Genomic DNA, 23,357 nt, shown 5'->3' with positions numbered 1-23,357 from the left:
GCTCCAACGCACGAGCTTCCCTCGTCACTGCTCGCTCCTCCGTCGCTGCGCGGCTCCTCAGTCCAGCCCGCGCAGCGCGCCAAGACACGCTCATACGGCCACCGCCGTACGGGTCGCCAGCACCTCGGTGTAGTGCCCGATGAGCTGGTCACCGACCGCCTCCCAGGTGCGACCCTGGACCACCTCGCGCCCCGCGTCGCCGAGCGCGGAGCGCAGCCGCGGGTCGGCGGCGAGGAGGGATACGGCGTCGGCGATCGCGGCCGTGTCACCGGGCGGCACCAGCAGGCCGGTGCGGCCGTGGTCGACCAGGTCGAGCGGGCCGCCGGCCGCAGGGGCTATCACGGGGACGCCGCTGGCCTGGGCCTCCTGAACCGTCTGGCAGAAGGTCTCCTGCGGGCCGCTGTGCGCGAAGACGTCCAGGGACGCGAAGACGCGGGCGAGTTCGTCCCCGGTGAGGCGCCCCAGAAACCGGGCCCCGGGCAGCGCGGCGCGCAGCCCCGGCTCGCTGGGGCCGTCCCCGACGATGACGACCCGGACGCCGGGGAGCGCGCACACGGACGACAGGAGCTCGACGTTCTTCTCGGGCGCGAGCCGGCCGACATAGCCGACGATCAGCTCGCCGCCGGGGGCAAGGGTGCGGCGCAGCTCGGTGTCGCGGCGCCCGGGGGTGAAGCGTTCGGTGTCGACCCCGCGCGCCCACAGCCGGACCCGCGGCACGCCGTGGTCGTCGAGGTCGCGGGCGGAGGCGGTGGACGGCGCGAGGGTCCGGTCGGCCGCGGTGTGCACGGCGCGGATCCGCCGCCAGGCCGCGTTCTCGCCCTTGCCGAGGTACGTACGGGCGTATCCGGCCAGGTCGGTCTGGTAGACGGCGACGGCGGGGATGCGCAGCCGCAGCGCGGCGGTCATACCGCGGGCGCCGAGGACGAAGGGGCTGGCGAGGTGGACGACGTCGGTGCGGTGGGCGGTGAGGGCGGCGGCGAGGCGTCGGCTGGGGAGGGCGACGCGCACCTGGGGGTAGCCGGGCAGGGGCAGGGACGGGATGCGGAGGACGGGGTAGGGGCGGGAGGCGTCGGGGTCCGCCGGGCCCTCGTGCGGCACGGCGGGCGCGATGACGAGCGGATGGTGGCCGCGCCGGTGCAAGTGCCGGGCGGTCTGTAGGGCGCAGTGGGCGACGCCGTTGACGTCGGGCGGGAAGGATTCGGTGACGATGGCGACACGCATACCGGTGTTGTCGGCGTACGAGAGGTGGCCCCGGCATCGTGCACCTTTCGGGACGAGGAACGTCCCATGAGCGTTCGCCTTCGGGGTCGGCGGGGCGGCGCGCGGCCCGGCGCGGTTCACGGCGGGTGGCTCAGCGGCTACGCGATCCGTGCCGCCGGGGACCGGGCGCTCGTGCCGGGGTGGCGGTTGGCGCGGGCAGGCCCGCGTGGGCGAGGCGGCGCGAGCGGAGCGAGGCGCTCGGACCGGTGCAGCAGGCCGACGCGGGCGACGCGCGGCGAGCGGGGCGCTCTGCCCAACGCGGGCGAGCTGGAGCGGGCGGAACGTCGCGCTCGGACCGGCGCGGGCAGGGTGGGCCAGGCGAGACGCTGGGACCGGCGCCGGCGGGCTGGCGCGAGCGGAGCGAGGCGCTGGGACCGGCGCGAGCGGGCGGGCGCCGACGGAACGACGCGGGCGAGGCGCTTGGGCCGACGTGGGCGGGCTAGCGCGGGCAGGCGCCTGCGCCGGCGGGCTGGCGCGAGCGGAGCGAGGCGCTGGGACCGGCGCGAGCGGGCGGGCGCCGACGGAACGACGCGGGCGAGGCTCTGGGGCCGGCGTGAGCGGGGCGCGGGGCGGGCCGCGGGCTCAGACCGCCCTTGGGTCCGGGTCGATGCGGCTGCGGACCGCGGTCTGGACCTCCGCCTCCTCCACCGGGTCGGCGGCGAGTCTGCGGAGCTGTTCGACGACGCGGGCGTCGGCGGTGGTGGCGTGCCGGGCGGCCAGTTCGCGGGTGCTCTCCTCGCAGTCCCAGAGGCACTCGACCGCGAAGCCCGCGCCGAAGGAGGGGTCGGTGGCGGCCAGGGCGCGCGCCGCGCGGCCGCGGAGGTGGGAGGAGGCGGTCTCTCGGTAGATATGGCGGAGCACGGGCGCCGCGCAGGCGATCCGCAGCCGTCCGGCGCCGTCGACCAGGGCCCACAGCGCCGGTGCGTCGGGGCCCTCGGCCCGGACCGTGTCGCGCAGGGCGGAGAGTACGAGGGGCGCGTCGTACTGGCCGCCCCGGCAGGCCAGCATGGCGGCGGCCGCGGCGCCGAGGGCGTCGGGGCGCTGGGCCCACATCCGGGCCCGGTCGAGGGCGACGATGCTGCGCATCCGCTCGAAGGCGGCGAGGGCTCCCTGCGAGACCAGCTCGGCGGCGGGGTCGGTGACGGCGGCCTCGATCAGGTCGAGCACCTCGGGATCGCCGGTCTCCGCGAGATGCCGCAGCGCCGCCGCGCGGGCCGCGTCGGGCGCGGCCGCGGCGGCGGCGAGCAGTTCGGGCCGGTCCTCGGGTCCGGCGACGGCGGCCAGGCAGCGGGCCGCGGCCTCGGGGCGGCGGGCGCCGGGCCGCAGATCGTCCTCCCGCTGGGCCCACAGGAGCACGTCGTGGACGCTCCAGCCGGGGCGCGGGCCCGAGGGGCTCAGTTGGCGCTGCCAGCGGTCGAAAGAGCCGTGTTCCTGGGCGGCGCGCACGCGGTCCCCGTGGCGGGGGTCGTCGGCCCACAGCCGCCAGGGCCGGGGCTCGTAGGCGCCGCGCACGGCGGCGGCCAGTTCGGCGTCACCCTCGGGGGTCTCGGGGTACCGGGCGAGGACGGCCGCGGCGAGGGCGCGCAGCTCGGTGTCCTCGTCGCGCAGGGCGAGCTCGTCCAGCGCCCACTGCCAGTTGCCGCCGGTCGCGGCGTAGCGGCGGAGCAGCCGGAGGGCGTCCTCACGGCCGTACGAGGCGAGGTGGCCGAGGACGGCGAGGGCGAGGCCGGTGCGCTCCTCGGCGGTGTCGATGAGGTCGTCGGGGTCGAAGAGGTGCTGTTCGATCTCGTCGAGCCCGGCGTCGAGGTCGAGACAGAGCCGGGCGTAGTACAAGGAGCGGTTCTCCACCTGCCAGTCGCTCCGGGGGTCGTGCAGCACACAGTGGTGCAGCGCCGCGAGCGCCTCGGCCCGCGGGGCCGCGAGAGCGTGTAGGGTCCCGTCGCCGCGGCCTCGCTGGAGGAGGCCGAGCAGGGTGCCGCTGGGCGCTATGTCTGGATCGAACATGAGGTCAGCATCCGGTGCGGGGGGTTCGCTGGCAACGGGATTTCCGTCGAACGGCATTCTTGCCGGTGTCCTGGCGCGGTATGCGCGATGAACACGGATCAACACCCCGGACCACGGAATCCCGAGCGCCGCAGCCTACCTGGAAGAGGCCGTTCCGCCGAGTCGCGCCCGAATCGCGCCCGACATGCCCCGGACGGCCACTGGCATATGCCAAAAGCACCACCGTATCGGGTATTGCCAAACCGCTTACGCAACGTCGCAGGCTGTGCAAGAGTCGTTACCGGTCCTTCCCTCACGACCCGGCCGCGCCGTGCCCGTATCGGAGAACGTCATGCCGTCCCCCCGCTCCGCGGACCATTCCGCAGCCCAGCCCCCCCAGCCCCCCAGGGACACGGTCGACGCGCTCATCTCCCAGACCCGGCGGCTGCGCGGCGGAGTCGACGCCGTCCGGCGCGACACCACGGCGGACATGGACCGTGCGGACGACCCCCAGCTGCGCTGGCAGCGCGCGCTGTGCGATCTCGCGGTCCATCAGCTGGACGACCTGGGCCGCCACCTGGACCAGCTGCGCGAGGGGCTGCCCGCCGACCCCGCCGAGGCCGAGGCGCCCCCGGAGCACGGAGAGGACAGCGACACCGCCGAACCGCCCCCGCCGCCGGGCTCCGCCTATGCCGCACCCGCGCGGGAGGCCGGGCCCGAGGGGCGCGGCTCGCTGCTGAGCCGGGTCGGCAGCGCCGAGTGGAATCTCCTCACCGACGCGGTGACCTGGTCGGACGAGCTCTGCCAGATCTTCGGCCGGACCCCTGAGGACGGCGGGCTGCCCCTGGACGAGCTGCCCTCCTGGGTGTTCTCCGAGGACCAGCCGACCCTGACGGCGCTGGTCACCGACTGCCTGGTCGACGGCAAGCCGATCGACGGCGAGTTCCGCATCGTGCGCGCCGACGGCGTGGTGCGCACGGTCCATATGTCGGGCGAGCCGGTGCTCGACGACGACGGCAGCACCGCGTCCATGTGGGCCGTGCTGCGGGACGTCAGCGAGCTGCGGCGCAGCGAGCGGGCGGTGCGCGAGTCCCGTGACTCGCTTCAGCGCCAGCGGCAGATCGCGCGGGCCGAGCGCCGGGTCGCGGTCGAGCTCCAGGAGTCCGTGCTGCCCGTGTGGCGCGGCTCCCCCCGGGCCCCCCGGTCACGGGCCGCCCGAGGCGGGGCCGCCGGGGCCGCCGCCCTTGACCACCGCGCCCTGGACCTGGCCGCCCACTACTTCCCCGCCTCGACCAGCACACAGATCGGCGGCGACTGGTACGACGCGCTGGAGCTGCCCGACGGCAGGACGCTGCTCAGCGTCGGCGACCTCACCGGCCATGGCGTGGCCGCCACGTCCGGCGTGGCGATGCTGCTCGGCGCGGTGCGGGGGATGGCGGTGGCCGGGGTCGAGCCGGGCGCACTGCTGAGCCGGCTCAACCAGTTGCTCGACGCCTCCTCCGCGCAGCCCGCCCTGGGCAGCGCCGTGTGCGGCCGCTACGACCCCACCACCCGCACCCTGGTGTGGGCGCAGGCCGCGCACCCCGCCCCGCTGCTCTTCCGCGACGGGACGGGGCGCGCCCTCCAGCCACCGGACGGCGTGCTGCTCGGCGCCACGCCGGGCGCGTCGTACGCGCAGGCCGGTGAGCGGCTGGAGCCCGGCGATCTGCTGGTGCTGCGCACCGGAGGGCTCTGGCCGTTCAGCGCGGACGCCGACGCCGACGGTGACGGTGACACGGGGGTCGAGCGGCTGCTCGGGCTGGCACCACGGTTCGCCGCCGCGCACAGCGCACAGGAATGCCTGCGGGCCGTGGTGGAGGCGTTCGACGACGAGCGGCGCGAGGACGACGCGTGCGTGCTCATCGCGAGGATCGGCCCGTAGCGCATGCCCGCCTCGTAGCGCGTACGAGAGCCCTCCCCGCCGCGGGGCGCTAGACCGCGGCCGTCCTGCCCTCGCCGCCCGGTGTCCTGGCGCCCGGCACCTTCGGACCGGGCCCCTTGGGGCCCAGCCCTTTCGGCGCCCGCTGCTCGATCTCCTCACGCAGCCTCTGGATGTCGGTGCGCGAGGAGTAGCCGCCGGTGAGCCGGTACATCTCGCGCAGCCGGTCCCAGGTGCGGTGCGAGGAGTTGTGTTCGATGGTCAGCAGGGCCAGGCGCGCGTACTTGTCCGCCTGCTCGGGGTCGTCGCCGAGGAAGCACGCCGAGGCGATGGAGATGTGGTCGAAGATCTGCGACCGGTCGCGGCCGCCCTCTCTCATCCGCAGCCCCTCCTTGGCGTGCCGCTGCGCGATCGCGGCGGCACCGGGCTCGTGTTCCGCGAGGGTGCGGTAGACCAGCCCCTCCATGCCGTGCAGATCCGCCTCGTTGAACAGCTGCATCCAGCTCGGCGGCGGCACATCCCCCTTGTCCGAGACGAACAGCTCCTCCGCCTGGCCCAGGGTGCGGCGCACCGCCTGCCCATGGCCCATCGACGCCTGTGCCCAGGCCTCGATGGTGCAGAACATGGCGCGGGTGCGGGGCAGCGTCTCCTCGCCCGCACCGGACTTGGCGAGTTTCATCAGATCGAGTGCGTCGTCCGGACGGCCCAGGTGGACCATCTGCCGGGCGGCGCGGGAGAGCGCCTCGCCCGCCCGGGGGCGGTCGCCGCCCTCGCGGGCCGCGTGCGCGGCGATGACGAAGTACTTCTGGGCGGTGGGCTCCAGGCCCACGTCGTGGGACATCCAGCCGGCGAGCACCGCCAGATTGGCCGCGACGCCCCACAGGCGGCGCTGGAGATGCTCGGGGTGGCGGTAGGCGAGCATCCCGCCCACCTCGTTGAGCTGGCCCACCACGGCCTTGCGCTGAAGCCCCCCGCCGCGGGCGGCGTCCCAGGCGCGGAAGACGTCGACCGAGTGTTCCAGCGCGTCGATCTCCTGGGAGCCCACGGGGGCCGCCTCGTAGCGGTCGAAGCCGGCGAAGTCCGCGGACAGGGGATCGTCCGTACGGGGGGCGTCGGTGGCCAGAGTCGGGTCACTGTGCAGCCAGTCGTGCATGGCACCGGTGATGGCTGATCCTGCGGCGAGCGCTGCGCCCGCACCCACCAAGCCGCGTCGGTTGAACATAAGGTCCATTCCCGTGAATTCGGTGAGGACCGCGGCCGTGGACTCGGGCGCCCAGAGCAGCCCGTCCGCGGACTGCCCCTTCCCCGCGCGCCCCTGCCGTGCGAACCCGAGGTCCTCGATGGTCACGACTCGACCGAGGCGCTCGGTGAACAGGGCGGCCAAAACCTTGGGCACGGGATCGCGCGGCATCTCGCCGGTGTCGATCCAACGCCGCACCCGCGAGGTGTCGGTCGCCAGCTGCGGATGGCCCATGGCCGCCGCCTTCCGGTTCACGAGCCTCGCGAGTTCCCCCTTGGACCAGCCGGCGAGGCCGAACAGGTCCGCGAGACGGGTGTTGGGTTCCCTCGTCACGTCAAGCCCCCAGGTTCTCGGCTGACTTGACAGTAACCGCCCTGTCACGGCCCGTGCGACTATTCGCCAGGGTTCGCCAGGGTCCGCCAGATGGTGTGCCACCCGCGTGCGGGTGTGGTGTAGGACCGCGCCACCCGGCCCGGCGGCGATCAGCGAACCAGGTGATCCAGCCGAACCAGCAGCCCAACCGACAGCCCAACCGACAGCCGAACCAACAGCCCAACCGAACAGTCGAACCGACAGTCGAACCAAAAGCCGACCACAAGCCGAACGAGCGGCCGGACCAGCGGCCGGATCGACCGGGCTAGCGGACCGCATTCCCCAGGGTGCGGTCCCGCCCCGGGACCGGGAGGCGCGCGAATCGTCGGCACGCGAAGGGATCTGTATTGTCCATGTACGCAGCATCGTCCTCCGTGTCCGCCCCGCCCCGGCCGTACCGTCGGCAGCCGCCCGGCGCCGGGCCGTTCCTGGACCCCGCCCCCGGCGGGCGAGCGAGGCGGGCCCCCGGCCCCGGCCCGCTGAGCGGGAGACTCGACATGTCCGGCCCGCAAGGAGCACAGCTGCGCACGGCCATCGCGTCGATCCACCGCATCTGCCCGGAGTTCAACCCCGTCCAGGTGCTCCGGCGCAGCGGGCGGTCCGTGCTCCTGGTCGGCACCACCGGCCGCACCACCGCGGTCGCCAAGTGCCTGCTGGACCACTCCCCGTCCTGGGCCGAGCGGTTCCGGCGGGAAATAGCGATGTACCGGGCGTTCGTACGCCACCGGCCGCCGGTCCGGGTGCCCCGGCTGATCGCGGCGGACCCGGACAACTGCACCCTGGTCATCGAACGGATGCCCGGGCGGGTGGCGGCCTCCCAGCGCCACCCCGTCGAGCCGCCGCCGCGCGCCGATGTGCGGGCCGCGCTCGGCGCCATCTGCCGGATCAATCTGTGGCGCCCGCCCGCCGATCTGTTCGACGCGCCGATCGACTACGCGGCCCGGCTGGCGCGCTACCACGAGCTGGGGCTGCTCACCGACCGTGACATGGGCGACCTGCGGAAGCTGCTGCGCGGGTTGGCCCACACCGTGGGCCGCCAGAGCCAGTTCTGCCACGGCGACGCGTTACTGAACAACGTCCTGCTCTCCCCCGCCGGGGCGGCGCTCATCGACTGGGACCACGCGGGTTGGTACCTGCCCGGATACGACCTGGCCACGCTGTGGACCGCGCTCGGGGACGCCCCGGGGCCGCGGCGCCAGATCAGCCAGCTGGCGCAGGCGGCGGGCCCCGACGCGCGGGACGCCTTCCTGGTGAATCTGATGCTCGTGCTGACGCGGGAGATCCGCCAGTACGAAACGGCCGTGCAGCGCACCATGCACGACCCCGCCCCCGTGGTTCCGGGCGCGGTCGGGGCCGGTGAGGAGCAGCGTCTGCTGCTGCGCCGCCTGCACGACGACTGCTCCCTCGCGCGGCGCGCCGTGCGGGCCGCGGTCGGAACCCGTTGAGCCGCGGGGCGCGCCACCGGTCTGGACCAGTGACGCGCCGCAGGCCCGAGCGCCCGTGCCGGGCGGGGCACCTCCCAGCAGTAGCTGGGGGCGCCTTGGCACGGGCGTTGACGTGCGAACACCCGGGCGGTCGAACATGATTGACGGATCGCCCGGCAGCGGATACCTCTAGGTGGGCTCGGCCCCGCACGCACGACCCAGCGCACACCGGGCGCACGTTCGGCCCGCCTTGGAGGAGGCTGCAATGCGAGGATCCGCACAGGACAGCGCGCACGACCCGAACAGACCGGCGCCCGGCCCCAGCCGGAGGACCACCCTGCGGACCGCGGGTGTCGCCGCGTCGGCCGCCTTCCTGCTCCCTCTCGCCTCGCAGGCCCCGGCCGCCCTGGCCGACGAGCCGCGATCCGGGAGCGACGCCCTCCAGCAGGCCTTCGCCGCGGCCGCCGAGGAGTACGGCGTCCCGCTGAGCGTGCTGCTGGGCGTGTCGTATCTCCAGTCGCGCTGGGACGGCCACGGCGGCGCGCCCAGCGTCACCGGCGGCTACGGCCCCATGCACCTCACCGACGCGACCACCGCCCTGACCCGCACCCCGCACCACAGCCACGGCACGGAGGACGCGCGCGGCGATCTGGCACGCCCCCTCGAGGTGCCCGACACCGAGGTGCCCCAGGCGCGGCAGCTGCCCGCGCGGCTGCGCACCCTGGAGCGGGCCGCCGCGCTGACCGGGCTGTCCGGCGCGGCGCTGCGCGGCGAGGAGGCGGCCAATGTGCGCGGTGGCGCGGCGCTGCTGGCCGCCGAGCAGAAGCGGCTCGGGCTGCCGCTGAGCGAGGACGCGAGCGAGTGGTACGCGGCGGTGGCGGCCTACTCGGGCTCCGACAACGCCACGGCGGCCGCCGTGTTCGCCGACGACGTCTTCGAGGTGATCCGCGGCGGCGCGGCGCGCACCACGGACTCGGGCGAGGCGGTCTCGCTCCCGGCCGCGCCTGAGGTGTCCCCCGACACCCGGCAGTTGCGGGCGCTGGGTCTGCCGTCCGTCGAGCGGGATCCGAACATCGACGCGCCCAAGGACGTCTCGTGCGAGTGGATCCCGGCGCCGTACGAGCAGTTCGGCGACAACGACTACGGCAATCACGACCTGGGCAACCGCCCCGAGTCCCAGTCGATCGACCACATCGTCATCCATGACACCGAGGGCACCTGGGACGTCTGTCTCAAGCTGATCAAGGACCCCACGTATGTGTCCTGGCAGTACACCCTGCGCTCGGCCGACGGGCACATCGCGCAGCACCTGGCACTCAAGGACGTCGGCTGGCACGCGGGCAACTGGTATATCAACGCCAAGTCGATCGGGCTGGAGCACGAGGGCTTCCTCACCGCCCCCGACACCTGGTACACGGAGGCGATGTACCGCGCGTCGGCCCGGCTGGTGCGCTATCTGGCACGGAAGTACGACATCCCGCTGGACCGCCAGCACATCCTGGGCCATGACAACGTGCCCGGCACCACCACCCCGAACATCAAGGGCATGCACACCGACCCCGGCCCGTACTGGGACTGGGCGCACTACTTCACCCTCCTCGGCGCGCCCTTCCGCGCCACCGCGGGCCCGGGGGGCGGGCTGGTCACCATCCGCCCCGACTACGACACCCACCAGCCCGTGTACACCGACTGTGAGAGCGCCGGACAGGCGTGCGCCCCGCACGGCTCGGGTGCGGTGCGGCTGCACACCGCGCCCGGTGCGGACGCCCCGCTGGTGAAGGACATCGGGCTGCGCCCCGACGGGGCGGACTCCACGACCGGCGTCAACGACACCGGCGCCCGCGCGTCGACCGGTCAGCAGTTCGCGGTCGCGGAGCGCCAGGGCGACTGGACGGCCATCTGGTATCTCGGGCAGAAGGCGTGGTTCGAGAACCCCAAGCGCCGGCCGACCGCGGTGAACGGAAAAGGCCTGGTCGTCACCCCGAAGGAGGGCTCGGCCGAGGTGCCGGTGTACGGCCGCGCCTACCCGGAGAAGGAGGCGTACCCGGAGGGCGTGCCGGTGCAGGCGGTCTCGCCGCTGCCGTACAAGCTGCTCGCGGGGCAGCGATACGCGCTGGGGCTGAAGACCCGGGGCGAGTATCTGTGGGCGACCACCTTCGACCCGGCGGGCCACAAGGTGGTGCGCGGCCAGGACACGTACTACCAGATCCAGTTCGGGCACCGGGTGGCGTTCGTGCGGGCCGCCGATGTGCGGATCGAACCCTCCGACCGCTAGGTCCGGCCCGCTTCGCGCCTCAGTCGCGTGTGGTGAAGGTGTAGGTGTGGCCGCCGAGGGCCGCGAGGGTGACCGTGCCGGCTTCGTGCCGGACGGCCGCCTCGCGGCCCTCTGTGGCTCCTGTGGCCGCCGCGGCGCCCGTGGTGTCGTACGTCTCGTACGCGGCGTACGGGGCGTCGAAGAGGCCGCTGCGCACCCGTATGGCCCCGTCCCGGCCGGCGGTGAGGGCGACGGCCCGCGCCCGGCCACCGCGCCAGACGAGGTCGACGGTCACATCCCCGCGCGCCCGCAGGCCCCGCGCCGCCCCGTCCGGCCAGCGGCCCGGCAGGGCCGGCAGCACGTCGACCACGCCGTGGTGGCTCTGGAGCAGCATCTCCGCGACTCCCGCGGCCGCGCCGAAGTTGCCGTCGATCTGGAACGGCGGGTGGGTGTCCCAGAGGTTGGGCAGCGTGGAGTGCATCAACTGCTCGGCGAGCAGCCGGTGTGCGCGGTCGCCGTCGCGCAGCCGGGCCCAGAAGTTGACCTTCCATGCCTTGCTCCAGCCGGTGCCGCCGTCGCCTCGTGCGTCCAGGGACACCCTGGCGGCGTCCGCCCACGGGGTGTCCGGCTCGATCTGCCGCCCGGGGTGGAGGGCGAAGAGATGGGAGGCGTGGCGGTGGTCGTCGTCCGGGTCGTCCAGGTCGTCCTTCCACTCCCGCAACTGCCCCCAGGAGCCGATGCGCAGCCCCGGGTCGAGGGCGTCCAGGGCGCGCTGGAGGTGATCACGAAAGGCGGGGTCGTCGCCGAGTTCGCGTGCCGCCTCCAGGGTGGCGGTGAACAGGCCGTGGACGATCTGCTGGGACATCGAGGCGCCCGCGGTGAAGGCGCCGTGTTCGGGCGAGTAGCTCGGCGTCACCACGAGCGTGCCGTCCCTGGGGTCGGTGCGCAGGGTGTCGAGCCAGAACTCGGCGGCCTCCCGCATCGCCGGGTAGGCCACCTCGCGCAGGAATCCGGTGTCGAGGGTGAAGCGGTAGTGCTCGTGGAGGTGGTGGGCCAGCCAGGCGGCGGCCTCGGGGAACCAGAAGGCGGTGGGCCAGTCGTGCACACCGGTGAAGCCGTACGGATTGGTCTCGTTGTGCACCACCCAGCCGCGCGCGCCGAACATCCGCCGCGCCGAGCGGCGGCCGGGGGCGCGCAGGGCGGTGATGAAGCGGTGCAGGGGCTCGGTGGTCTCGGCGAGGGCCAGGGGGTGGGCCGGCCAGTAGTTCATCTGGAGGTTGATGTTGGTGTGGTAGTCGCCGGACCACGGCGGGGCGGTGGTGTGGTTCCACAGGCCCTGGAGGTTCGCCGGGAGCGGGGAGCCGGGGCGGGAGGAGGCGATGAGGAGATAGCGGCCGTACGCGACGTAGAGCGTCTCCAGCGCCCGGTCGGCCGGGCTGTCGCCACCGGTGTACCGGGCCAGCAGCCGGTCGGTGGGCTCCTCGGCCGGGGCCTGCCCGCCGAGGTCGAGGGACATCCGGTCGAACAGCCGCCGGTGGTCGCGGACATGGCGCGTCACGAGCGACGGGTAGCGCTCGCGGGCGGCGGCGTCCACGGCCTCGGTGACCGCCCGGTGGGGGTCCGCGCCGCGGCAGCCGGGGTGGGTGTCGGCGTAGTCCGTCCCGGCCGCGAGGACGAACCAGGCGCTGTCGGCGCCCGCGACGGTGAGCGTGCCGTCGTCCCCGGCGGTGACGGTGCCGCCCGGGGCCGCCACGCGCACCTCGGCCTCGAACCGCAGCCCGCCCTCCGCCAGTGCGCCGCGTACGGTCAGCCGGGCGCCCTCGGCCGCCACCCGGTGGTCGGCGCGCGGTGAGGTGTAGCGCAGGGTGAAGCCGACCGCGCCGGGGCGGTCGGCGCTGAGCCGCCCGGCAATCACCCGATCGGGGTACGAGGCGAAGAACTCCCGCTGATGACGCGTCCCTTGGGTGGTGTACACCACGGTCGCCATGGCGTTGCGGATGTCGAGTTCGCGGCGGTAGCCGTCGGCGGTCCCGGGCGCGCCGGGGAACTCCAGCCACAGGTCGCCGAAGGTCTGGTAGGCGCCGTAGCCGGTCCTGGCCTGGCCGAGCCGGGCCGCCACCTCGGCGGGGTCGGCGCCGCCGTCGTCGTCGATCCGCCGCTGGACCGCCTCCAGCGCGCCGGGCCTGGGCTCGCGCCAGTCCCCGAAGTCGTAGCCCGGCACGCCGGGGCCGCCGGTCCACAGGGTCTTCTCGTTGAACTGGATCCGCTCGCGGGCGAGCCCGCCGAAGACCGTCGCGCCGAGGGTGCCGTTCCCGATGGGCAGCGCCTGGCTCTCCCATTCTTCGGCGGGCCTGTCGTACCAGAGCACGTCGGACGCGGATGACGAAAACGCAGACCCAGTCGACGAAGACGTGTCGTACGGATGGAGCCGCATCGCCACCCCCTCGGTGCGACGGACCGTGTGCCGGGCCTCAGCCCTGCTGGAACATCTCCGCGGGCAGCGGCTTGAGCAGCCGGTAGAGGTCGTCGGTGATGGGGCGGTCCCAGCTGGCGATGGTGACCAGGACACCGTCGCTGCGGTCGAACTGGGCGCAGGAGATCCGGCCCTCGGAGAGCTTGATGCGGCGCACGATGAGGAGGTTGTCGTCGTGCATGACCGGGGTGTCCTCGGTGTCCACCACATGGACCGGCTCGTCGTTACCGAGCGCCGCCAGCAGCTGCGTCACCTCGAACGGCACCTGCCCCTCGGCCAGCTCACGGGCCGGAGATCCCTCGGGCAGATTTCCGATGATCATCGCGGGGCCGCGCCCGCCGAACAGGTCGTAGCGCAGGAAGACACCCTGGCAGCTGCCGTCGGGAGCGGGGAGCAGCCCGGCTCCGAGATCGCCGGGCCAGTCCCCCGGGTCCATGGCCAGGACATCGAAGTCCGGACCGGTGGGCGTGGCGGGGCTGCGGCGGCGGAGGAACGACATGCGGACATGGTACGTGGCCCGGCGCCGGAATCCGCCCCGGGGAGCGGCAGGGCGGCGGTCCGGCGCGGGCGCGCGCGGTGTCCGGGGCGGGCCCGGGTCAGCGGCCGGACACCGGGCGCGGGACACTGCCGCCGAAGGCGAGGCCGGCCGGGGCGCCCAGCACCTTGGACAGCCCGGTGCGGTCGGCGCCCACCTTGCGGTAGACGCCGGACAGCACCTGGGCCACCTCGCGCTCCTCCAGGCCCAGCTCGACGCCGATCCGGTCGTCGCCCCAGCCGAGGGCGGCGCGCTCGGCGGCGGCCTGTTCCTGCGAGGTGAGCGGGGAGCCGTGGTCGGCGCGCAGCTGTAGCGGGCGCAGCCCGGTGGCGGACAGCTCGTCGCGGGCGCGCACCGCGAGGGTGTCGGCCCCGCACTGCACCGCGCCTTCCAGCCCGCGGTAGAGCCGCTCCCCGGCTTCCTGGGGCAGCCCGATCCGGCGCAGGGCGGTGCCGTGGTCGACCAGGGCGAGGGCCAGGTCGTAGGCGGACGGCGAGCGTTCGAGGTGGTCGACGGCGTCGGCGAGCAGCCTGAGCCGCTCCGGCCCCTGGGCCACCAGACCGGCGGTGTGCAGCGCCCGGCCGATCATGGAGTGGGCGCCGAACTGGTGGGCGCGGCGCACCGCGTCCTGTGCCACCTCGGCGGCCTGCCGTGGCTCGGTGAGCGCCAGCGCCTGGGCCAGATACAGCTGCCAGGGGCACCAGGCGGGGTTGCGCATGCCGCGCCGGTCCATCCGGTGGCCGATCTCGGCGAGCCGCTGCCGGGCCTCGCGGTGCATATTGCGGGCCAGCAGCAGTTCGCCGCGCACGGTCGGCGCGTCCGGGCACATCAGGGCCTGGGGGATGTTCGTGTTTCCGCCGCAGGTGTGCTCGGCGGCGAACTCGTGGGCCTCCTCGACCCGGCCGCGGGCGAGCAGGGTTTCGACGAGGGTGCCGACGGCCGTCCAGTGGGCGGGTGTCTCCGGTCCGACCAGGTCGGCGACGCGCAGTCCCTCGCGGGCGAGTTCCTCGGCCTCGGCGAGCGCCCCGCGGCGGTAGCGGACATGGCCGAGGAGGGTGAGGCCGAACGCCAGATGGGCGCCGCGCCAGCCCTTGCGTTCGCATTCGGCGACGCCCTCCGCGAACAGTTCCTCGGCGCGCCCCGGCTGGTCGCAATGGAGGAAGGTCAGGGCGACCAGAATGGGCACCTCGAAGCCCCACTCCTCGTCGGTCCAGCTGAGGCCGTCGCCCAGGGCCTCGTCGGCGTAGCGCAGGGCGGTGGCGACCGGTTCGCCGCGCGTCATCGCGTCGAAGGCGCGCAGCCCCAGCAGATAGCGCTCGGCCGTGCCGCGGCCGGAGAGGCGGTCCGCGAGCCGGGCCAGTCGGCGGGAGCGGGCGGGCGAGTCCTGGCTGTCGGAGCGGAACATGTTCCACATGATCTGTTCCGTCTGCATCCGCAGCCGGGTGCGGGCGCTGGTGGCCCGCCCGGCCTCGGCGGCCACGACCTGCGCGGCCTCCTCCATGCGGCCGCTGTGGCCGTACGCCTGCGCGAGCCGGAAGGTGACCGCGTCGCGCAGCTCGGGGCCGAGGGCGGGCTCCTCCAGGGCGGCCCGCAGATGGTTGACCGTGACCGCGGGCTCGCTGAGCTGGGCGGCGCAGCCCAGTTCGTACAGCACAGCGGGCCGCTCCTGGAGGGAGGGCGGCTCGCGCAGCGCGCGGGCGAGACAGCGGCGCGCGGCGTCGGGCGCGCCGGCCCGCAGATATTCGCGGGCGGCCGCGCGCAGATGGCGCACCACCCAGGAGTCGGCCTCGGGGTGCAGCTCCAGCAGATGCCGGCCGGCGGCCCCGGAGCCGCGGCCCGCGGTCAGGACGGTGGAGGCGGCGCTGCCGTGCATGGCCACGCGCAGCGCGCCGGGGATCGCCCGGTAGACGGCGGTGGCGATCAGCGGGTGGAGGAATTCGAGAGGCCGCTCCTCCGGTGCCGGGCGCGGCTGGGCGAAGATCCGGGCGTCGGCCAGCCGCAGGGCCAGATCGGCAGTCTCGGTGCTGGACAGGCCCGCGACATCCGCGGCCAGGGCCGGGGTGGCCTCGCTGCCGAGGACCGCGACGGCCCAGGCGAGCCGGACGGCGGAGGTGCCGAGCCGGGTCAGCCGGTCGTTGAGGCCGCTGTCCTTGGCGCTGGAGACCAGCTCGCGCAGGTGGGCGAGGTTCACCGACTGCGGTTTCAGATCGCGCTCGCGGACCTTGGCGGTGAGCTCGACGACCTCGAAGGGGTTGCCGCCGGTGACCGCCCAGCACTCGCGGCAGAACGCGTCGTCCGCCTCCGGGCCGAGCGTCTCGCGCACGATGCGGCCGACCGCGCCCGGGGTGAGGGGCGCCAGCAGCCGGGGCCGCGAGCCCTGGCGCTCCGTGAGTCCGCGCACCGCCGAGGCGTCGGCGGACAGCTCCTCCGGGCGGTAGCCGACCGCGAGCAGCATGGGCAGGTCCACGACGCGCGGCGCGAACCGGGTGAGCCAGTCGAGGGATTCGGTGTCGGCCCAGTGGGCGTCGTCCAGGATCATCACGACCGGCGCCCGCTGGACGGCGAAGCCGGTCACCAGCCAGTCCAGGCCGTCACGCACACCGTGTGGGTCGGGCGCGCCGCCGTCGGCCGAGACCACCAGGCCCACGGCGGGCGCCACGATGTCGTACCAGCCGCCGAGGATTCTGCGGTGGGTGTCCTCGCCGGTCGCCGCGAGCACGGGCTGGAAGAGCTGGCGGACGACGTGGAAGGCGACGCCCTGCTCCTGCTCGCCGGCGCGCGCCGAGATCACTGTGCAGCCACGCGCCGCGGCCCGCCGCCGGGCCTCGGCGAGCAGCGCGGTCTTCCCGGCGCCGCCCGGCCCCGCGAAGGCGATCACCCCGCCGGTGCAGGGCCCGGCCGGGTCGGCCGCAGGACCCCCGCACAGCTCGGTCAACGCGGCTTCCACCGCGCCGAGTTCCGACTCCCGTTCCAGCAGTGTCCGGCGTCCCGGGCCCTGTCGTCTCATCATCTCCGCCACGCTCGTACCCCTTCGGCAGGTACTGCTGAGCGTAGCCCGATCGGGACGCTGCGTAGCGCCGTATGCGGGGAATTTTCTGACGGCATTGCCATTGGCACACGCCAATTCGCCAGGCGCCCTATCGAAGGGCACAAGGATCGCGCCACCATGTCCGGGTGCAGCGAGGACCGTGGCGCGGAGGGGGCCGGTCCCAGGCGCCGGCGCGGTCCCGTGTGTCCTGAGAGGGCGGATACGGACCATGGACAAGGCAGGTTCACCACCAGCGACCACCGGGCCGGCGGCGCTCTTCGGCTTCCCGGCCTCCGACCGGATCAGCCCCGACGCCGAGGCCGCGCGGCGGCACACCATCCGGTGGCTGTCGCGGTACGGCGTGTTCCAGGGGGACGAGTCGGTGGCGGAATACGACGCCCTGCGGTTCGATCTGCTGGCGGCGCACTTCTACCCCGGGGAGACGGGTTCCGACCTCGCGCTGGGCAATGATCTGTGCGGGTGGTACTTCGTCTTCGACGACCAGTTCGACGGGGAGCTGGGGTGCCGGCCCCAGGAGGTGTCACGGCTGGTGGACGCCGTCTTCCGGGTGACGGAGGAGCCGGAGGACCCAGCCGGGACGGCTGCGGAGCACACCCCCGGCGGCCCTCTCGTCGAGAGCTTCCGCGACCTGTGGCGGCGCATCCACCACGGAATGCCACGGGTGTGGCGGGACCGCTTCCGCCGTCACTGGACGGAGTATCTGCTCTCCTACCACCGCGAGGCGCTCGGCCGCACCGGGAGCCGCCCGCGCTCGGTGGAGGCGGTGGTCGCCCTGCGCCGCCACTCGATCGGCGTGCAGCCGTGTCTGGACCTCAACGAGCGCTTCGGCGGATACGCCCTGCCGGAGGCGGTGCACGGCGGTTTCCCGCTCGCGCAGCTGCGGAAGGCCACCGACGACGTGGTGGTCTTCACCAATGACATCGTCTCCCTGGCCAAGGAGTTGGCCGCCGGGGACGTCCACAACAGCGTGCTGGTCCAGCGGGAGCTCGCGGGCGGCACCCTGGAGGAGGCGGTACGCCATATCGCCCGCCTCGCCGACGCCCGCTACCGGTGGTTCGAGGACACCGCAGCGCGGCTGCCCGCGCTGCTCGCGGGGGCCGGGGCGGACACCCTGCGGCATGTCGCGCACTATGTGGACGGCATGCGGCATGTGATGCGGGGCAATCTCGCCTGGTCGTTCGAGACCGCCCGGTACGACGAGCGTGGCATCGCGGCGGTGAGCAGCGGGCGGCAGCGGCCATGGGCGGGCCTCGCCCCGTATGCGACAACGGCGCCCTGACGGCCGGATCGTTTCGGCGCCAGGCGGGATCACTCCAGCCCAGTCAGGACTCGGTCCGGTGGTGGCGGGCGACGCGGGCGCGGTTGCCGCAGGACGGCTTGCACCATTCCTGCCGGGGATGGTCCTTGACGAATTGACGTCCTCACCCACGTGGACGTGGGTGATTCCCGCCTGCCCCGCCGCGTACAACAGCGGGGCTTCGGGTGGGTTCCTGCTTCGGCGAGCGCTGCCCCGACGTGCGGGGTCTGACGTGCTCTCCACAGGCGTTTTGACGCTCCGCCTCGCGCCGCATTTCAGCGGCGCGTTTCCGTCCAGCGGCGCGTATGTTGACCTCGGCGTTCTCGTCCCGGTCGTGCCGGGTTCCGCAACCTGTGCACGTCCACACACGGATGCTCAGGTCTTCGCGGCCCTTGGGACCGCTAAGGCGACCGCACCCGGGGTGGGAGCACAGCTGGGTGGAAGGGAACCACCGATCGATCGTGACGAAGGTCCGCCCGTACCGTGCACACTTGGCTTCGAGGGTGCGGGCGAAGGTGCCGAGGGAATGATCGTGGACGCTCTTGCCGAGTCTGCCGCGCCGGGTGGCCATGCCCTTTACATTCAGGTCCTCCACATAGACCGCTTGGCTCTCGCGGACGATGCGGGTGGTCTCCTGCTCGATGAAGTCGCGCCGCCGGTCGGCGATGCGGGCATGGATCCTGGCGACGGCCCGCTTGATCTTGCGCCGGTTGTTCGATCCCTTCTGCTTGCGGGACAGGGCCCGATGGGCCCGCCTGAGTTTGCGTTCCTGGCGTCGGAAGAACTTCGGAGAGGAGATCTTCCGGCCGCGCAGCACAGCGTAGGAGGACAGGCCCAGGTCGATCCCTGTGTCCGTCTCTTCCACATCCAGCTCGGGCCAGGGCTTGTCCTCTACCTCGACGACAAGGCTGGCAAAATACCTGTCGGACGAGTCCTTGACGATCGTCACGCTGGAGGGTTCGCAGGGCAACTCGCGGGACCAGCGCACCTCGATGTCGCCGATCTTCGGCAGCCGCAGCTTCCCGCCTTCCGGTGTTGCGCCAGCGGGCGTTCGCGGTGAACCGGATCGCCTGCCGGGCAGTCTTCCTCTTCTTCTTCGGCGGGCCCATCATCGGCCCCTTGCGGGCGCCGTTTTTCGAAGCGAAGAAGTTGCTGTACGCGGCCTCCAGGTCGCGCAAGGACTGCTGGAGCACCACGGCTGACACCTCGCCGAGCCAGGCCCGCTCCGGGGTCTTCTTCGCCTCGGTGATGACCCGCTTCGACAGCTCGGCCGCCGCCAAGCGCGGCAGGCCCTTGGCGTAGGCCTCACGCCGGACGCGCAGGGCGTCGTTCCATACGACGCGAGCGCTCCCGAACGCCCGCGCCAGACTGCTGCGCTGAAAAGCGCTCGGGTACACGCGCATGTTGTACCGGAGCTTCATACCGATCACCGTACTGTTTGGCTTATGTCCGAATATGGATCGATCGGAACGGGCGGACATTGTCCCTTCTCTTGCACGCACATGTGGTTTTCGTGACGAAGTGCTCGCACAAGGTGTTCACCTGCGCGGATCCGACGCGCACACGGAGGAGATGCGGACACGGCCCTGGCCATGTCCGGGCAGCCCATAGAGTTCGCCCTCATGACGGATGTAGTCAACCTCTGGAAGGCAGGCCTCGGCGAGGTCCCCGAGGACGTGTGGGAGCGCACCGGGCTGCGAGTGCTGATCCTCGCGGACAACGGGCTCACCCGCCTCTCCCCGGACATCGGCCGCCTCCAGCGGCTGCACACGCTCGACCTGGGCCACAACCAACTCGCCCAAGCACCCGGAGAGCTCGGCGAACTGCGGGGCCTGACCCGGTATCTGTATCTGCACGACAACCGGCTGACCCGGCTGCCGCCCGAGCTCGGCCGGCTGGACGAGCTGGCGTACCTCAACGTCGGCGAGAACCGGATCGGCGAACTGCCGCCGGAGATCGGCGACATGGCCGGGCTGGTGGAGCTGCGGGCGCAGCACAACGAGCTGGCCGGGCTGCCCGAGTCGATCGGGCGGCTCGGGCGGCTGCGGGAGCTGTGGCTGCGCGGCAATCGCATCGGGTCCCTGCCCGCCGCCTTCTCCGCGCTCACACAGCTGCGCCACCTCGAACTGCGGGACAACGCGCTGGAGTCGGTGCCCGAGCCACTGCGCGCACTGCCGCTGCTGCGCCATCTCGACCTGCGGAGCAACCAGCTGCATGGGATTCCGGACTGGATCGCGGAGCTGCCGTCCCTGGAGAAGCTCGATCTGCGATGGAACGGCTTCGAGGAGCGAGGAGACGAGCTGTGGCCACTACAGGCGCTCAGGAGAAGGGGCTGCGCCGTGCTCACCTAGCCAGAGGCCGCTCGCCCCCGCCCTCGTCCCTGTCCCGTCCGGACGCATGCCTACCCAGACCGCATGCCCCGGACTCATCTGGGGGATAACCATGGCTCCAAGTGGCCCGTACGGCGGGCCGGTGCGACAGGGGGCGGGGGACAGAGGGATGACAACGGGGGATCCTCATGGCCGAATACCGGCGTATCCGGGGGTCGAGCGCTTCGTCGAGGCGTTCGACAAGCTGGTCACCCAGCCACGGCGCCGCCGCAGCAGAGTGCCGGTGGTCCTGCTGAGCGAGGCCGGGACCGGGCGGGCCGGGCAGCGGATCGTACGAGGGCTGCGCGCGCGGCTGCGGGGGCGCACTGAAGTACTGGCAGCGCATGCGTATATACCCGGGCAACCCGCCGGGACCGATGCGCCGCCGCTGGAGCTCTTCGAGCAGATCGCGCTGCAACTGGCCGAGTTCATGCCCGCGGACACCGGCCGGCTGCGGCTGCCGGGCTACCGTCTGCTGCACTCGGTGGTGACGGCCCCTGCCATCGACGGGCCGGTCGAATACCGCCACCGGGAACTGCGCGACCACTGCTACGAAGAGCACCGCCGCTGGTCGCGGACGGCCAGTGCGCTGTGGACGGTGGGCGGCCGGGACCAGGCCAGCGGCGGCACCCTCCTGGAGCTGCTGTGGAATTTCGTCGCCGGCCCGCTGTTCCAGAAGCTGCCGCGCTGGCTGTTCGGGGTCCGCGCCTCACGCCGGATGCTCGGCCGCGGCCGGCACCGCCGCTGGTACGCGGAATGGGCACGGCGGCAGCACGGCACGCCGCCGACCGACTTCTTCCGCTCGGCGCTCGACCATGTCCCCGGCGGGGAGGGCAGTGATCCCGAGCGGCTCGACCGGGTGCTGACGCACGCGTTGCTGGCCGATCTGGACGGGGCGGTGCGCAAGCGCCGCTTCAACCCCTGGCGGATGCGCCGGACCACCCGTTTCGTGCTGCTGTTCGAGGAGGCCGGGGAGCTCGACTCCCGGGTCCAGCGGTTTCTGCGCGAGCTGCGGTCGGCGGTCGAGGATCTGCGCTGTACGTCGGTCATCGCGATCGCGGCCGGGACGCGGTCGCTGGCCTCGCGGATCCCTGACATCGAGCCAGCCGATCTCGCCCACGCGGGCGCCGAGTTGACGCTGGTCGAACAGCAGGGCATGCGGGCGGGGCAGCCCACCGGCATCGTCGTCCCGGTGAGCGAGGGACCGGAGGACGACGAGCGCGCCTCGTACTGGCTCGGCCGCCGACCCACCCTGTTCGTGCCCTCACGCCGGTGGGGCCCGCGCGCCGAGCTCGTGGGGGTGGCGGTGGCCGTGCTGGCCGCGCTCGCGGCCGTGGCCGGGCTGCTCCACGGGCCGGTGGGCGGGGGCCGGGACAGCTGTGCGGGTCAGACCTTCCTGGGACAGGACGGCCAGTGCGTGGGAGTCCGCGAGGGCAAGGCGCAGTTCGCGAAGGGCAGTGAGGGACAGGTCACCGCGGTGCTGGAGCAGATCGACCGGCAGAACAGCGTGGTCGACGCCGCGATGCGGCACCTGGAGCCCGGGCGGCCCCACTACCGCACCGTGGTCTACCTCGGTCCGTTCTCCGGCGGTGAGGGGGCCGAAGACCCGGCCCGCGGCGGCACGCTGCCCGAGTTGCTGGGCGTCGCGCTCGCCCAGGAGCACATCAACAACCTGGCGCTGAAGGCGGATGACCGCGTGCCGCTGCGGGTGCTGGTGGCCAACGTCGGGCATCTGTACGAGGACGCCCCGGCCGTCGCGGACTCCGTCGTCCAACTGGCCCGGCGCGATCCGTCGATCGTCGGTGTGGTCGGGTTCGGGCAGAGTCGGCGCGCCACCTACACCGCGATCCGCAAGCTGAACGACGCCGGCATTCCTATGGTCGGGACCTCCGGCACGGCTGACGCGCTGCTGGCCTATGGCCCGCACTACTACCAGATGGCGCCGGTCGACTCCCGCAGCGCGCAGGTCATGGTGGCCTTCTTGCAGCATGCCTCGCTGGTGGCCCTGCCGGACGGCAAGGCCGTACCGGCCGAGCGGGCCGTCATGGTCGCCGACCCCTCCGACCCGTACAGCGACGGCCTGGCCCGGGCGTTCCGCGCCGCCTACCGGCAGGATCCTCTGGAGGTGCTGCTCCTGGGGTCCGGGGGGAGCAACCAGCACGGCGCCCTGGCCGGGCGGCCGGTCGCCACCGTGGGGGAAGCGGCGGAGCGGGTGTGCGAGGCGGTCGGCGGCGGCGAGCAGCGGACGGCGCTGGTGTGGACCGCCCGGGCCGGCCAGTTCAGCAACTTCCTGGCCGAGTTCAGGCGGGTGGCGGACAGTTGTCCAAAACTCAGCGTGCTCGGCGACGACGACGTCACCAACACGCTCCTCCAGAACCGCGGTCCGTGGACGGCCTTCCCCAACCTGAACCTGTACTACGTCTCGCTCGGCGAACCCTCGCGGGTGAGCGGACAGAACGCCCAGGCCTTTCTCGAGGCCTACGACGCGAAGTTCGGCGACAAGCCCGGCGCCCCGAGCGAGGCGATGCGGCTGGACGGACACGCCCCGCTGGCCTGGGACGCCCTGGGCTATCTCTCGCAAGCCGTCGACGAGGCCTGGGTGGGCACCGGCAAGCAGGACGCCCGGCTCGAGCGGGCGCTGGTCCAGGCCGTGCTCTACCAGGGCCTGGGGCGCGGCGGCTTCAGCGGCGCGACGGGCCGTATCGACGCTCATGGGGTGAACGGCGGCGGGCGGCTGACCGCGGACAGGCTGGTGGCCATCCTCCACGGCAAGCCCTCGGGCACCGTAGAGACCACGCTGCTGTGCGGGGCGGTCACCGCGACCGACATCCGGCGGACGTGGGGCCCGGGCGGGCAGTACGCCTGCCCGGAACCCACCCCCTGAGCGTCAGGTCAGGTCGAACTCGCCGGCGCGCGCGCCGATGACGAAGGCGCGCCACTCGGCGGGAGAGAAGATCAGGGCCGGATCCTGCGGCCGACGGCGGTGGCGCATGGCGATATAGCCCTCGACGAAGGCGATCTCGACATCGCCCACTCCCTGGCTGCTCGACCTCCACTGCGCGGCGGTGAGGTCGAGGTCGGGCTTCTCGGCAGTGGCTGCCCAGGGCTGTTCGGTGGTGGTGTCGGCCACGTGGTTGGCTCCTCCCAGGTCGTCGTCCCGGCTCCACCCTAGCGATCGCGGCC

15 protein-coding genes and 2 pseudogenes are annotated in these 23,357 nt (G+C 73.4%); 7 read left to right on the top strand and 10 right to left on the bottom strand.

The genetic code is table 11. From position 1 onward, the window contains the following. Nucleotides 1–90: 90 nt before the first annotated feature. Together ACH4S9_RS33930 and ACH4S9_RS33925 are read right to left on the bottom strand one after the other, a co-directional pair. On the bottom strand, nt 91–1,221 hold the full coding sequence (locus ACH4S9_RS33930) for a glycosyltransferase family 1 protein (RefSeq protein WP_311723078.1): 1,131 nt from the start codon (nt 1,219–1,221) through the stop codon (nt 91–93). A gap of 621 nt (nt 1,222–1,842) precedes the next feature. Further along, nucleotides 1,843–3,264 (bottom strand): HEAT repeat domain-containing protein, encoded by a 1,422-nt coding sequence (locus ACH4S9_RS33925; protein ID WP_358843614.1) that lies wholly within the window; start codon nt 3,262–3,264, stop codon nt 1,843–1,845. Nucleotides 3,265–3,595: 331 nt separating this feature from the next. Between ACH4S9_RS33925 and ACH4S9_RS33920 the strand changes: the two genes are divergently transcribed. Then, nucleotides 3,596–5,164, top strand: coding sequence for a PP2C family protein-serine/threonine phosphatase (locus ACH4S9_RS33920; protein WP_398375418.1), 1,569 nt, complete (start codon nt 3,596–3,598; stop codon nt 5,162–5,164). 49 nt (nt 5,165–5,213) lie between these two features. On the opposite strand, the gene ACH4S9_RS33915 is transcribed toward ACH4S9_RS33920, so the two are convergent. Further along, nucleotides 5,214–6,734, bottom strand: coding sequence for a hypothetical protein (locus ACH4S9_RS33915; RefSeq protein ID WP_311723082.1), 1,521 nt, complete (start codon nt 6,732–6,734; stop codon nt 5,214–5,216). A gap of 392 nt (nt 6,735–7,126) precedes the next feature. Between ACH4S9_RS33915 and ACH4S9_RS33910 the strand changes: the two genes are divergently transcribed. Then, nucleotides 7,127–8,218: an aminoglycoside phosphotransferase family protein gene (locus ACH4S9_RS33910; RefSeq protein ID WP_311723083.1), complete on the top strand. Its 1,092-nt coding sequence runs from the start codon at nt 7,127–7,129 to the stop codon at nt 8,216–8,218. A 244-nt stretch (nt 8,219–8,462) separates the two neighbouring features. Next, a complete protein-coding gene (locus ACH4S9_RS33905; protein WP_311723084.1) occupies nt 8,463–10,472 on the top strand; it encodes a peptidoglycan recognition family protein in 2,010 nt (669 codons plus the stop codon). A gap of 19 nt (nt 10,473–10,491) precedes the next feature. On the opposite strand, the gene ACH4S9_RS33900 is transcribed toward ACH4S9_RS33905, so the two are convergent. From ACH4S9_RS33900 to ACH4S9_RS33890, 3 genes are all read right to left on the bottom strand, one after another. Next, on the bottom strand, nt 10,492–12,819 hold the full coding sequence (locus tag ACH4S9_RS33900; protein WP_398375415.1) for a glycosyl hydrolase family 95 catalytic domain-containing protein: 2,328 nt from the start codon (nt 12,817–12,819) through the stop codon (nt 10,492–10,494). A gap of 103 nt (nt 12,820–12,922) precedes the next feature. Next, the gene (locus ACH4S9_RS33895) at nt 12,923–13,423 is read right to left on the bottom strand and encodes a hypothetical protein (protein ID WP_311723086.1); all 501 of its coding nucleotides are present in this window, start codon (nt 13,421–13,423) and stop codon (nt 12,923–12,925) included. A gap of 97 nt (nt 13,424–13,520) precedes the next feature. Next, nucleotides 13,521–16,469: an ATP-binding protein gene (locus ACH4S9_RS33890; protein ID WP_398375426.1), complete on the bottom strand. Its 2,949-nt coding sequence runs from the start codon at nt 16,467–16,469 to the stop codon at nt 13,521–13,523. A 247-nt stretch (nt 16,470–16,716) separates the two neighbouring features. Between ACH4S9_RS33890 and ACH4S9_RS33885 the strand changes: the two genes are divergently transcribed. Then, nucleotides 16,717–17,787, top strand: a complete 1,071-nt coding sequence (locus tag ACH4S9_RS33885; protein ID WP_398375412.1) for an isoafricanol synthase — start codon at nt 16,717–16,719, stop codon at nt 17,785–17,787. A 43-nt stretch (nt 17,788–17,830) separates the two neighbouring features. Here ACH4S9_RS33885 and ACH4S9_RS33880 read toward each other — a convergent pair. Next, nucleotides 17,831–17,926, bottom strand: a pseudogene (locus tag ACH4S9_RS33880) (CGNR zinc finger domain-containing protein); the annotation flags it as partial. Between the two features lie 3 nt (nt 17,927–17,929). Then, the gene (locus tag ACH4S9_RS33875; protein WP_398375410.1) at nt 17,930–18,793 is read right to left on the bottom strand and encodes an RNA-guided endonuclease InsQ/TnpB family protein; all 864 of its coding nucleotides are present in this window, start codon (nt 18,791–18,793) and stop codon (nt 17,930–17,932) included. Between the two features lie 44 nt (nt 18,794–18,837). Here ACH4S9_RS33875 and ACH4S9_RS33870 point away from each other — a divergent pair, with 44 nt between their 5' ends. After that, on the top strand, nt 18,838–19,107 hold the full coding sequence (locus ACH4S9_RS33870; protein ID WP_398375408.1) for a hypothetical protein: 270 nt from the start codon (nt 18,838–18,840) through the stop codon (nt 19,105–19,107). 47 nt (nt 19,108–19,154) lie between these two features. On the opposite strand, the pseudogene ACH4S9_RS33865 reads toward ACH4S9_RS33870, so the two are convergent. Further along, nucleotides 19,155–19,208: pseudogene (locus tag ACH4S9_RS33865) on the bottom strand (hypothetical protein); the annotation flags it as partial. A gap of 219 nt (nt 19,209–19,427) precedes the next feature. Here ACH4S9_RS33865 and ACH4S9_RS33860 point away from each other — a divergent pair. Then, nucleotides 19,428–20,156: a leucine-rich repeat domain-containing protein gene (locus tag ACH4S9_RS33860; RefSeq protein ID WP_398375406.1), complete on the top strand. Its 729-nt coding sequence runs from the start codon at nt 19,428–19,430 to the stop codon at nt 20,154–20,156. A 148-nt stretch (nt 20,157–20,304) separates the two neighbouring features. Continuing rightward, on the top strand, nt 20,305–23,058 hold the full coding sequence (locus ACH4S9_RS33855; protein WP_398375404.1) for an ABC transporter substrate-binding protein: 2,754 nt from the start codon (nt 20,305–20,307) through the stop codon (nt 23,056–23,058). A 3-nt stretch (nt 23,059–23,061) separates the two neighbouring features. Here the strand turns inward: ACH4S9_RS33855 and ACH4S9_RS33850 are convergent, their stop codons facing one another. Then, nucleotides 23,062–23,304 carry a DUF397 domain-containing protein gene (locus ACH4S9_RS33850; protein ID WP_398375402.1) on the bottom strand — a complete coding sequence of 81 codons (243 nt, stop codon included), beginning with the start codon at nt 23,302–23,304 and terminating at the stop codon, nt 23,062–23,064. Nucleotides 23,305–23,357: the final 53 nt, after the last annotated feature.

The organism is Streptomyces sp. NPDC021225, from assembly GCF_044332865.1.
Taxonomy (GTDB): domain Bacteria; phylum Actinomycetota; class Actinomycetes; order Streptomycetales; family Streptomycetaceae; genus Streptomyces.
The sequence above is the reverse complement of the archived record's forward strand: the minus strand, read 5'-3'. Positions and strand labels throughout refer to the sequence as shown.